The sequence below is a fragment of the Enterococcus cecorum DSM 20682 = ATCC 43198 genome (assembly GCF_000407565.1).
GTDB lineage: Bacteria > Bacillota > Bacilli > Lactobacillales > Enterococcaceae > Enterococcus_E > Enterococcus_E cecorum.
Genome location: NZ_ASWI01000004.1, coordinates 485,472 through 497,552 on the forward strand (window position 1 = coordinate 485,472; position 12,081 = coordinate 497,552).

The 12,081-nt window shown below is 35.7% G+C and carries 13 protein-coding genes; 9 read left to right on the forward strand and 4 right to left on the reverse strand.

Annotation, left to right across the window (positions count from 1 at the left end):
* Nucleotides 1-5 precede the first annotated feature (5 nt).
* The 6 genes from I567_RS08345 (at nucleotide 6) to uvrC (ending at nucleotide 6,677) form a co-directional block, all read left to right on the forward strand.
* Nucleotides 6-854, forward strand: coding sequence for a MetQ/NlpA family ABC transporter substrate-binding protein (locus tag I567_RS08345; RefSeq protein WP_016251787.1), 849 nt, complete (start codon nucleotides 6-8; stop codon nucleotides 852-854).
* 179 nt (nucleotides 855-1,033) lie between these two features.
* Complete coding sequence (locus I567_RS08350; protein ID WP_016251788.1) at nucleotides 1,034-1,483, forward strand: cell division protein ZapA; 450 nt, start codon at nucleotides 1,034-1,036, stop codon at nucleotides 1,481-1,483.
* 3 nt (nucleotides 1,484-1,486) lie between these two features.
* Nucleotides 1,487-2,023 carry a CvpA family protein gene (locus I567_RS08355; protein WP_016251789.1) on the forward strand — a complete coding sequence of 179 codons (537 nt, stop codon included), beginning with the start codon at nucleotides 1,487-1,489 and terminating at the stop codon, nucleotides 2,021-2,023.
* Between the two features lie 71 nt (nucleotides 2,024-2,094).
* Nucleotides 2,095-4,458, forward strand: coding sequence for an endonuclease MutS2 (locus tag I567_RS08360; RefSeq protein WP_016251790.1), 2,364 nt, complete (start codon nucleotides 2,095-2,097; stop codon nucleotides 4,456-4,458).
* Between the two features lie 73 nt (nucleotides 4,459-4,531).
* Entirely contained in the window at nucleotides 4,532-4,846 is a 315-nt protein-coding gene (gene trxA, locus I567_RS08365) for a thioredoxin (protein ID WP_016251791.1), read from the forward strand.
* 46 nt (nucleotides 4,847-4,892) lie between these two features.
* Complete coding sequence (gene uvrC / locus I567_RS08370) at nucleotides 4,893-6,677, forward strand: excinuclease ABC subunit UvrC (RefSeq protein ID WP_016251792.1); 1,785 nt, start codon at nucleotides 4,893-4,895, stop codon at nucleotides 6,675-6,677.
* A 28-nt stretch (nucleotides 6,678-6,705) separates the two neighbouring features.
* Here uvrC and gloA read toward each other — a convergent pair whose 3' ends face one another.
* Nucleotides 6,706-7,077 (reverse strand): lactoylglutathione lyase, encoded by a 372-nt coding sequence (gloA, locus tag I567_RS08375; RefSeq protein WP_016251793.1) that lies wholly within the window; start codon nucleotides 7,075-7,077, stop codon nucleotides 6,706-6,708.
* Nucleotides 7,078-7,272: 195 nt separating this feature from the next.
* Between gloA and I567_RS08380 the strand changes: the two genes are divergently transcribed.
* Entirely contained in the window at nucleotides 7,273-7,719 is a 447-nt protein-coding gene (locus I567_RS08380; RefSeq protein WP_016251794.1) for an NUDIX hydrolase, read from the forward strand.
* A 42-nt stretch (nucleotides 7,720-7,761) separates the two neighbouring features.
* Here the strand turns inward: I567_RS08380 and yidA are convergent, their stop codons facing one another.
* From yidA to I567_RS08395, 3 genes are read right to left on the reverse strand one after another with little or no spacing between them, the layout of a single operon-like run.
* The gene (gene yidA, locus I567_RS08385) at nucleotides 7,762-8,574 is read right to left on the reverse strand and encodes a sugar-phosphatase (RefSeq protein ID WP_016251795.1); all 813 of its coding nucleotides are present in this window, start codon (nucleotides 8,572-8,574) and stop codon (nucleotides 7,762-7,764) included.
* 20 nt (nucleotides 8,575-8,594) lie between these two features.
* Nucleotides 8,595-9,956 (reverse strand): HD domain-containing protein, encoded by a 1,362-nt coding sequence (locus I567_RS08390; RefSeq protein ID WP_016251796.1) that lies wholly within the window; start codon nucleotides 9,954-9,956, stop codon nucleotides 8,595-8,597.
* Nucleotides 9,953-10,756: a lipoate--protein ligase family protein gene (locus I567_RS08395; RefSeq protein ID WP_016251797.1), complete on the reverse strand. Its 804-nt coding sequence runs from the start codon at nucleotides 10,754-10,756 to the stop codon at nucleotides 9,953-9,955. Before I567_RS08395 ends, I567_RS08390 begins: the two co-directional genes overlap by 4 nt.
* Nucleotides 10,757-10,873: 117 nt before the next feature.
* Between I567_RS08395 and I567_RS08400 the strand changes: the two genes are divergently transcribed.
* Together I567_RS08400 and rpoE are read left to right on the forward strand one after the other, a co-directional pair.
* Entirely contained in the window at nucleotides 10,874-11,317 is a 444-nt protein-coding gene (locus I567_RS08400; RefSeq protein WP_016251798.1) for a YwiB family protein, read from the forward strand.
* Between the two features lie 91 nt (nucleotides 11,318-11,408).
* Complete coding sequence (gene rpoE / locus I567_RS08405) at nucleotides 11,409-12,011, forward strand: DNA-directed RNA polymerase subunit delta (RefSeq protein ID WP_016251799.1); 603 nt, start codon at nucleotides 11,409-11,411, stop codon at nucleotides 12,009-12,011.
* Nucleotides 12,012-12,081: the final 70 nt, after the last annotated feature.

A 12,081-nucleotide genomic window follows, 5' to 3' on the forward strand; every position in this document is an offset into this window, starting at 1 on the left:
GAAAAATGAAGAAAGGTTTTAAAAAGATTACACAAATTTTAACAGTTGGTTTAGCAGTGGTTGCTTTAGCTGCTTGCGGTGCTGGCAAAGGAAATGAAAAAGAGGCTAGCAAATCTGCAGATAACAAAACTTTAATCGTCGGAGCAAGTCCAACCCCACATGCTGAAATTTTAGAGTATGCCAAGGATGCGATGAAAAAGCAAGGCTATGATTTACAAGTAAAAGTCTTTAATGATTATATTATGCCAAATACCTCTTTAGAAGATAAACAAATCGATGCGAACTATTTCCAAACAGTACCATACATGGATAACTTCAATAAAGAAAAGAAAACGCATATTGTAAGTGTTGGTAAGGTGCATTTCGAACCACTTGGCATTTATCCAGGGAAAACGAAAGCTATTAAAGATTTACAAAAAGGTGCAACTGTTGCGATTCCAAATGATCCATCGAATGAAGCACGTGCCTTATTATTATTAGAAGCAGCTGATTTAATTAAATTAAAAGATGGCGCAGGGATTAATGCAACGATTCAAGACATTGCTGAAAACCCATTGAATTTAAATATTAAAGAAGTTGAAGCTGCCCAAACTGCCCGTTCATTACAAGATACGGATATTGCTGTAGTTAATGGTAACTATGCGGTTGCTGCTAAATTAGATGTGAAAAAAGATGCTTTATTTGTAGAATCTGCTCAATCTGAATCTGCGCAAACTTATGCAAATGTCATTTCTGTACGTAAAGGTGATGAAAAGAATAAATCAGTGAAAGCCTTAGTAAAAGTTTTACAAAGCGATGATGTGAAGAAATTTATTGATGATAAGTACAATGGAGCAGTTGTACCAGTGAACTAATTGTCTAAAGAAATCAGAGTGTTGGTTGTGACACTCTGATTTTTTTATGCTTCCTCATGCCAGCTATTTTACATTTATTGAAATTTGGTTATAATAGGTAAAGGTATTTTGTCTATTAATAAAGTAGGCAAAATGAGAATTGTCTCTATTGATGAGAGTCGGTTAAAGGAGAAATGAAGATGCCATCACCTAAAACAAGATATAAAGCAAATATCGATGGTCAAACTTATACAATCATTGGACACGAAAGTAAAGAACACATGGATTTAGTTGTTCGCCTAGTCAATGAACAATTAAATGAAATAAAAAGTTTATCTACGCAAATTGATAATGAACAAGCTGCTATCTTAGTATGTGTTAACGCAATTTCAGATCAATTAAAAAAACAAGCAAAGATTTTAGAACTTGAGAAAGAAAATCAAGAATTACGTCAAAAAACAATTAAATTAGTTGAGTTAGAAAATCGTATCAAGCGGATTGAAGCGATGGAAAAAGAAGCAAAAGAAGTGCTCGAAAAGAATGGTCAAACAGATATTGAAATTCACAATCATGTCCAAGCACAACAAATTTTAAACGAAGAACGCAAACGAAGCATCCAAGAAAAAAGTAGTCAATCTCAGGAAGGATAAAGAATGTTAAATATTTTGTTTTTCTTTTTACTCATTTTTTCGTTTTATTCTGGCGGAAGAAGGGGTTTAGCCTATCAATTAATTTATTCGATTGGTTTTATGCTCTCTTTTTTAGTGGCTAAATCGATGTATCAAGGATTAGCAAAAAAATTAGAATTATATATTCCTTACATGTCGGTTACTGAGGATAGTAAATTGGCCTTTTATTCTCAAAGTGCAGCGCTAGATTTAGATAAGGCGTACTATGCAGCTGTTTCTTTCTTTTTGATATTAGCAATTGGCTGGTTAGTGACTAAATTTATCGGTATCTTTTTTATGAAATTACGTTTTGTGAGTATTTTGGATGAATTAGATTGGTTACCAGCTGGGCTATTAAACATGGGTGTATATTATACGTTTATTTGCTTATTCTTTTATATTTTGAGCATGATTCCCCTAGCAACAATCCAGAATCTATTTTTTAAACCTGATTTTGCAAGTTTTGTCGTGAAGCATTCACCGATACTTTCAAATATGTTTGAGCAGATGTTTTTGAAATAAGTTTGATGAGGAAGGCCATTCTTTAGTCCTTCCTTGTTTTCTTTATCATAAATTGTGAGAGGAAGGTTAGATTGAATAAGAGAATTTTAGAAGTATTAGAATATCAGCAAGTCAAAATGCAAATTGCCCAATATCTAACCACAGATCAAGGGCAGGAAATATTAGATAAATTACAACCGATTGCCAAAAAAGAAAAACTGGATAATTGGTTAGCCGAAACTTTTGAAGCGATGGAAATTTTAAGACTTAAAGGGGGCATCCCAATTCCACGCTTAGAAAGCATTGCCCCACATATGAAACGCATTGAAATTGGTGCCAACTTAAATGGACAAGAACTCGCGCAGGTCACAAAAGTATTAACAACCACTCAAGAATTAGTGACCTTTTTTGAAGAATTAAAAGAAGCAGATTTGCCTTTAGATCGTATGTATCATTGGGCGGAACAACTCACTTACTTACCAGCTTTGACGAAGGAGTTGAAGCTAGCGATTGACGAAGACGGGCGTGTGAATGATGAAGCTTCTGAAGTATTGCGTAATTTACGTCGTCAAATTAGACAAAGTGAGCAAACGATTCGCGAAACACTAGATGGCTTAATTCGTGGGAAAAATGCTCGCTATTTAAGTGATACGTTGGTAACGATGCGTAATGACCGCTATGTAATTCCGGTTAAACAAGAATATCGGGGGATTTTCGGTGGGGTCGTTCATGATCAAAGTGCTTCAGGACAAACTTTATTTATCGAACCAAAACAAGTGCTGGAGTTAAATAATCGCTTACGTCAACAACAAATTGCTAAACGAGCGGAAATAGAACGCATTTTAGCGGAATTGTCAGCAAAATTGGTGCCAAATCGTAAAGAAATTGCGCATAATGCGACTGTGCTGGCTTTTTATGATTTTATGAATGCCAAAGCACGCCATGCCAAAGAATTAAAGGCTTGTGTGCCAGTTATTCACCCTCATAATGAAATTAGTTTAAAAAAAGCCCGACATCCATTAATTGATGCTAAAAAAGTCGTGGCTAATGATATCTTTATCGGCAAGGATTTCCAAACGATTGTCATTACCGGCCCAAATACTGGGGGTAAGACGATTACCTTAAAAACACTGGGCTTATTACAATTAATGGCGCAATCTGGTTTAGCAATTCCCGTAGATGAGGAGAGTCAAGTCGGTTTATTTGATGAAGTTTTTGCTGATATCGGGGATGAACAAAGTATTGAACAAAATTTATCTACTTTTTCTTCACACATGACGAATATTGTCAGTATTTTAAACAAAGCGAATGATAAGAGTTTGATTTTACTTGACGAACTTGGTGCCGGCACTGACCCACAAGAAGGGGCTGCACTAGCCATTTCAATTTTAGATGAGTTGCAAAAAAGAAATAGTTTTGTTGTTGCAACCACCCATTATCCTGAGTTAAAAGCTTATGGGTATAATCGCAAGCGTACAATTAATGCTTCGATGGAATTTGATGTTGATACCTTAAGTCCTACGTATCGTCTGTTAATTGGGGTACCTGGACGAAGTAATGCCTTTGAGATTTCACGTCGTCTTGGTTTAGCAAGTCCGATTATTGAGCAAGCCAAACAGATTTTAGATGGTGAAACTCAAGATTTAAACGAAATGATTGCAGACTTAGAAAATCGTCGAAAAATGACTGAAACAGAATATCTTGAATTGCGTCATCATGTCACTGAAGCCGAACAATTGCATCATGATTTAAAGGTTGCCTATGAAGCCTTTTTTGAAGAACGCGAAGTTGAACTTGCTAAGGCCCGTAAACAAGCCAATAAACTGGTTGAAAAGGCGCAAGAAGAAGCTGATACAATTATTGCGGACATTCGTAAAATGCAATTACTTCAAGGACAAGGCAATGTGAAAGAACACCAATTAATCGAAGCTAAAACGAAATTAGCCGATTTACACCAAGAAGATCATTTGAAGAAAAATAAAGTTTTACAAAAAGCGAAAAAACAAAAAGCACTTAAACCTGGTGACGAAGTAATAGTGGCACAATATGGTCAACGAGGAACATTGCTTCAAAAAGTGGATAATCAGCATTGGCAAGTTCAAATGGGCATTTTGAAAATGACAATAGCTGAAGATGAATTGCAAGCAACGGACCCTGTAAAAGAAGAACCAAAACGCGTGATTCATACCGTACGTTCCAGTCAAACGAGTCATGTCGATCCACAGCTAGATTTAAGAGGAAAACGTTATGAGGAAGCCTTAAATGAGGTTGATCAATATATTGATGCGGCGATTTTGGCCGGTTATCCGCAAGTACGTATTGTTCATGGTAAAGGAACAGGTGCATTAAGACAAGGAATTACCAAATATCTACAAAATCATCGCAGTGTCGCTTCCTTTGAATTTGCTCCAGCCAATCAAGGAGGAAATGGCGCAACGATTGTAAAGTTTAAATAGGCTATAAGCATGCTTTTTGGTAAAATTGTTAAGACGTGTTATAATTCAATTAAGAACAGAGGAGGTGTAAAAAATGGCAAAAGAAATTACTGATGCTACTTTTTCACAAGAAATCAGCGAAGGTTTAGTCTTAGTTGACTTTTGGGCTCCATGGTGTGGACCATGTCGTATGCAAGCACCAATTTTGGATCAATTGTCACAAAAATACGATGAAACTGAGCTAAAAATTACCAAATTAAATGTCGATGATAACCCTCAAACAGCTGCTAGCTTTGGTGTAATGAGTATTCCAACGCTATTATTCTTCAAAGATGGTGAACTAGTTGAAAAGCGTGTAGGTGTGCAGCCTAAACCAGCTTTAGAGGAAATCGTTGAAAAATTATCTTAATAGATGGGGGTCGACTACTTGATAGCCGGCCTTTTTTGGTGAAGACATGAAAGAACATATCAAGCAAAAATTAGCATTATTACCTGACCAGCCTGGTTGCTATCTCATGAAAGATGCACAAGGTCAAATAATCTATGTAGGAAAGGCTAAAATATTAAAGAATCGCGTTCGGAGCTACTTTACTGGTAGTCATAATACTAAAACCGAATTATTAGTTTCAGAAATTGCCGATTTTGAATATATTGTGACTGAATCGAATGTTGAGGCTTTACTACTAGAAATTAATCTTATCAAGAAGAACCAACCAAAATACAATATCTTATTAAAGGATGATAAAACCTATCCTTTTATTAAAATAACTAATGAAAAATATCCACGACTATTAATTACGCGTAAAGTATTAAAAGACAAGGCTTATTATTTTGGTCCTTATCCAAATGTTGGGGCTGCCAATGAGACGAAAAAGTTATTGGATCGACTTTTTCCGTTGCGTAAGTGTCAGGTTTTACCTAAAGAGGTCTGCCTATACTATCATATGCATCAATGTTTAGCACCTTGTGTATTTCAAATCGATCCTGAAGTGTATGAAAAAATGGTGCAAGCAATTCGACGCTTTCTAGGGGGAGACTATCAAGAAATCCGCCAAGAAATCGTGGAAAAAATGACGCAAGCAGCCGAAGATTTGCAGTTTGAAAAAGCCGCTGAATATCGTGATCAAGTGAAGGCAATTGATACGATTATGACACGCCAAAAGATGACGCAAACCGACTTTGTGAATCGTGATGTGTTTGGTTATTATGTCGAACGTGGTTGGCTTTGTGTACAAGTCTTTTTTGTGCGTCAAGGTAAATTAATTCAACGAGATGTTACAAGTTTTCCTATCTATGACGAGCCGGAAGAGAGCTTTTTAACCTTTATTGGACAGTTTTATCAAAAGGCTGAGCATATCGTCCCAAATGAAATACTTATCCCCGAAGAAATTGATTATGAAAGTGTTGCATCTTTGGTTGATTGTAAAGTAACCCAACCAAAACGTGGGGATAAAAGAAAATTAGTCTTTTTAGCCAATAAAAATGCCCAAGTTGCTTTACAGGAGAAATTTGCTTTAATTGATAAAAAGCAAGAAAAAACAATTGGCGCCGTACAAGTATTAGGTGAGAAAATGGGAATTGTTGCACCAACACGAATTGAAGCTTTCGATAACTCCAATATTTCTGGGACAAATCCAGTTTCGGCAATGGTTGTCTTTATTGATGGGAAGCCTGCTAAAAAAGAATACCGAAAATACAAAATAAAAACCGTTACTGGTCCAGATGATTATGCGTCAATGCGTGAGGTTATTTATCGGAGGTATTCTAGGGTGTTAAAAGAAGGGCTGCCTTTACCTGATTTGATTATTATTGATGGTGGTAAAGGGCAAGTGGATGCGGCCAAAGATGTACTAGAAAATCAGCTCGGTTTGGATTTACCGATAGCCGGATTAGCTAAAAATGATAAGCATAAAACTAGTGAAATGTTATTTGGACCTAAACTTGAAGTCGTACCGTTAGAGCATAATTCACAAGCGTTCTTTTTATTGCAGCGGATACAAGATGAAGTCCATCGATTTGCGATAACCTTCCATCGTCAATTGCGCAGTAAAAATAGTTTTGCTTCACAATTGGATGTGATTGAAGGCTTGGGACCTAAACGTAAGCAACAGTTATTAAAGAACTTTAGATCTTTGAAAAATTTAAAAGAGGCGAGTTTAGCCGACATTCAAGCAGCAGGCATACCTCAGAATGTAGCTGAAAATATTATTGCCTTTTTCAAAAAAAGTGAGTCGCAATAAACGGCTCACTTTTTGATTCTGTTATGATTTATCCACGAATGACTTCGATTTTGTAGCCATCTGGATCAATGATGAAGTAGTATGAAGGCTCAGTTCCAGGTAAACCTTTTAATGGAGTGACTTCAAACCCTTTTTCTTCATGCGTTTTATGTAATCCTTCTAAATCATCAGAACTAATCGCGATATGACCATATCCATCACCTAAGTTATAAGCACCATGATCATAATTATAGGTTAATTCCAATTCATAGTCATCACCTGGTAAAGTTAAATAGACAAGGGTGAATTTATGTTCAGGAAAATCACGACGACGACTTTCCTCAAATCCAAATGCTTCTTGGTAAAATTTAACTGAAGCTTCTAAATCTTTGACGCGCACGCAAGTATGTGCCATTTTCATAAAGAATCATCCTTTCAAATTTAATTAAGATTTTGTTGTTTTTCGTAAAATCTTCATGTATATAATAGCATATAAAAAACAGATATGACAACAATAATGATTTACAAATATTGTTATGTAACTTGCACATATTCGCGATATCAAGTACAATCAAAGCAATTATAATGAGATTAGAAATTAAGGAGAATGAATAAAATGAAAGAAGCGGTTTTTGGGGTAAAATTAGCAAATAAAAAGTATCAAGACCGATTTGGGGCATATGGGATTGTGGTCAATGAAAATCAAGAGATGGTCATCATTCAAGCGCCAAATGGGGCCTATTTCTTACCAGGTGGTGGGATTGAAAAAGGTGAAAATCATCAAGAAGCTATCAAAAGAGAAATGATTGAAGAGTTAGGCTTTGAAGTAAAAGTCGGAGAATATCTTGGGGAGGCAACGGAATATTTTTACTCCAGTCATCGCGATATTTATTTCAGACATCCGGCATACTTTTATGTGATTGATGCTTATCGTTCCATTGGTAAACCATTAGAAGATAATAATCAAATTGAATGGGTAACAGCTGATGATGCGATGCTTTTATTAAAACGAGGGAGTCATCGTTGGGCAGTACAAAAATGGATGAAAGCGAATCAAAAATAAAAAATATAGGAGTGGACCGGCAGTGGGTTCACTCCTATTTTCTTAATTTAAGACATATTTTTCTACAGCTTTAGCCACGCCATGTTCGTTATTGCTTGCGGTAATGACATTTGCGATATTCTTTACATTTTCGGTCGCATTACCCATGGCCACTCCAATTCCAGCAAATTCAATCATTGGTAAGTCATTTTCATTATCCCCAATGGCCATCACTTCTTCTTGTTTAATACCTAAATGATGTGCTAAATGTTTTAAAGCAGCTCCTTTATCTGCTTGTTTATTCAAAATTTCAAAAAAGTAAGGAGAGCTTTTAACCATTGTATAGCGTTCGAAATATTCTTTTGGTATTTGGGCGATTCCTTGATCTAACACTTCTGCATCGTCAATCATCATCATTTTGACAATTTTGATATCTTCAGTCATTTCTTCAGGCGTTCGATAGCATAAATCCATGTTGACTAAATAAGCTTCACGGACGGTATGGCTACTAATGTTGCGATTGGCGGTATACATTGTTTCTAAACCAGTCGCATGGAAGTGTACGCCAACTTTGCGTGCTAAATATTCCATTTCTAAATAATCCTCTAAAGTTAGTCCAAATTCGACAATAATTTCTTTGGTTAAGGTATTTTGGACAAGGGAACCATTATAACAAATGACATAATCTTCACCAGTGAATAATTCCAATTCATTTAGATAATTCGTAACACCAGGTAAAGGGCGTCCCGTACATAGCACCACTTTTACGCCTTGTTTTCTCGCTTTTTGTAAGGCCTCATGTACTTCTGGGGTGATTTGATGTTTGTCATTAATTAAAGTCCCATCGATATCAATTGCGATTAATTTAATTGCCATGATAATCTCCAATCTATAAGTTATTCAACCAGTTTGTTATTATGGATATGTTGATTAAACTGATTGTAGGTTTCATAAAATAAATCATAATTGTCTTGCAGCGTTTGGTCAACCATTTCTTTAGGAAAATAGAAGCGGTCATCTCCTTGGCCTTGTCCAGAAAGCGCCCGTACCAGTGAGCTGACTTGACTTAATTCGACAAGTGTACCATCTGGCTGCTGTAATTCGATTTGCGTTCGTACTTTAGAACTATCAGGGCGATATAAATCATAAGGTAAGTCAAAACTTGAATGGATGGCAGTATAATATTTGGCATAATAGCCGACATGTTCCACATAAGTTTTCATTTGTTCGATTAATTTTTCTTGTTTTTGAGCCTGAACTTGAATAGATTTAAAAGGTTTGCGATTTAAGAAACGTTTGGCTAAATCACTTAAAACTGGATCTTTATCATTGCTCCAATAATGGAAATAGGTGGTCAAAACGCCATCATCTAATTGTAAATAATCATCTAAGGTAAATTGTGCGTTTAAAAAAGGCAATAATAAACAGTTTTCACGACCAAAATAATGAGGATTACTTTGATAGAGTTGACTAGCACGATTTAATAGATGTTCTAAGACCACTTCCATTCCACGTGAGACTGGGTGAAAATAGATTTGCATATACATTTGATAACGACTAATAATATAGTCTTCAATCGCATGCATGCCACTAATTGAAAAAGTAATCCCTTCTTTACATGGACGAATATCTCTTAAAATTCGAGTTAAGTCAAAAGTGCCATACTCGGTTCCTGTATAGTAAGCATCGCGCAATAAATAATCCATCCGATCAGCATCAATTTGGCTAGAAATCATCTGTACCACTTGAGGATTTGGGTAAGTTTTTTGGATGACGCTGGCTACTTTTTCAGGAAAATCAGGACCTACTCGCTTTAAGATTTGATAGATTTCTGTTTGTGGGTTGGTAATGATTTCAACTGTGATTTCTTCATGATTGGTATGGAAAATATGTTCGAAGGTATGTGAATAGGGACCATGACCAACATCATGTAATAGAGCCGCACATAAAGTAACGAGCCTTTCTTCTGGGTTCCAACCATTCGCGCCAATTTTCTCTATCGTGTAATGATTTTCAAAAATATCACAAATTTTTCGTGCAATTTCATAGACGCCTAAAGAATGGGAGAAACGACTATGTTCCGCACCATGGAAGGTAAATGAGGAAGTACCTAATTGCTTGATACGTCTTAATCGTTGAAATTCTTTAGCATTGATTAAGTCCCAGATAACTTGTGATTGCACATGCACATACGTATGGATAGGATCGCGAAAGACTTTTTCTTTTGGTAATACTTGATTGCGATAAGGTATTGTCATAAAAGTTCCTCCTGTAATTTTTGGTTTCTGGTTCGCATAGATTGGAAACGTTGATTTAATTCGTTGGTTAACCCAAAGCTCGCGATGAATGCACCGTCATGCATCTCTTGTTGAATATGCAGTGTTTCTTTTAGGTGGTTGATGACTTCTTGGGTTGTGTAAGGTGTTTGATTTAGCGCTTCAAGAGTGGTCATAGAAGCCGGACGAACATGTGGAAATTCTTTTTCAGGAACCTTAGCTATGCCAGCAATTTCATAAAAATTTTGAATCAGTTGACCACGTTTGATTTGGTCACCATTTAAGCCTAGATACATCATTACTGCAATTCCTTGATTGACCCGACGTTGGGCAATTCCCGCAATCTTTTGCCCATTGACGCTTAAATCATATTTTCCTGGACAATAGGAATCAACTATTTCTTTAGCTTCTACTTTTATATTGGGATAGGCTTTTTGGGTTAACGCAAGCATCACATCATAAGCAGCATCAATAGAATCTATCCCATCTTTTGGAAAGGCCAACGTCACATTTAAGATACCTGGATCACTTAAAACAGCTAAACCACCTGCATTACGAATGACGGTTAGATAGCCTTGTTGATTCAGATATTTTGCCCCTTCAAAAAATTGTGGTAGTTGTTGGTCGCGCATACCTAAAATGACAAGTGGATCGGTTTGCCAAGTATGAAGATAAGCTTGCTTGGTTTCGCCGCTAATTTTGGCCACTAAATCAGTAAATGCAAAAGGTAGCAATAAAGTTTCTTCTGTATAATGGTTATGACTTAATTGGATATAATCCACATTAACACTTCCTTTGGATATAACATTCTTCTTGTTTTATTATACCTGATTGTTAGAAAAATTTCTTGAATTGTGGTAAAAATAGTATTAGATAAATGAATGAAAGGAATATATATAGTGAAATTAGCAAAAAACGGCATTCCAGTCAGTGTCAAATTAAGAACAAAAATCTCTCAAGATAATCATCATCAAAGTTTTCTGCATGAAAGTATGGGACAAGCAGTGCGAGTAGGGGAAAATTGGTATATCAGATATGAAGAAGATGGAGAAGACCAACAGCCAATTACAGTGATGATTAAGTTGACAAGTGAGGGTTCGATTCATTTAACAAGAAATGGTATTCAGAAAACAAAACTGATTTTTCATCCTAAGCTTGTGACTCAGAGTAATTACCAAACGCCATATGGTATCATGGTGTTAACCAATCAAACACATCAGCTAAGTGTCCATTTCGCTGAGAATCCGCTAAGTGGAAAAGTAGATATTTATTATGAATTATTTTCTGGTGAAGAAAACTCGATTGGAAAATATCAGCTTCACTTAGAATTTAAAGAAATATAGTCAGTTTTTTTAAATTTTTTTCAAGATTAAATTGCAATTTTGCAAAAGTTTTTGTATGATTAATCGTAGACTTTGAAAGGACGTGTCTTGAGTGGAATTAAGCGTATTTGAAGGAATGAACAAAAATGAGCTTTCAATGATTGAAGTGGCTCATGCAATTTTAGAGCAACGTGAAGATGTAATGGACTTTACTGATTTAGTCAATCAAATCCAAGTTTTTTTAGAAAAATCAGATTTGGAAATTCGCGAATCTTTAGCTCAATTCTATACGGATTTAAACATTGATGGTAGCTTTATCTCTTTAGGTGAAAATCGTTGGGGATTACGTTCATGGTATGCTATTGATTCAATTGATGAAGAATTAAATCATGGCTTAGATGATGAAGACGAAGAAAATCAACCACGTCGTAAACGTAAGAAAGTAAATGCCTTTATCAATGATGATGAAGATGCGATTGACTATAATGATGATGATCCAGAAGATACTGATTTATCAGATGATGATGAAGATGATTTATTCGATGATGAAGACGAAGATGAAGAAATCGCTGAATATGATTCTGATTTGAAAGAAATTGGTGCCAATGAAGATGATGAAGAAGAATTACCATCTGGCATAGAAGAAGATTTGACAATTATTGATGATAATGAAGAGGAAGATGAATACTACGTTGAAGAGGATGAAGATATGTAGTTCTTCCTTAAAAAAACTCAAGGAATCCATTTTGGAAACCTTGAGTTTTTTGTTTGTTTTTTAGTTGAAA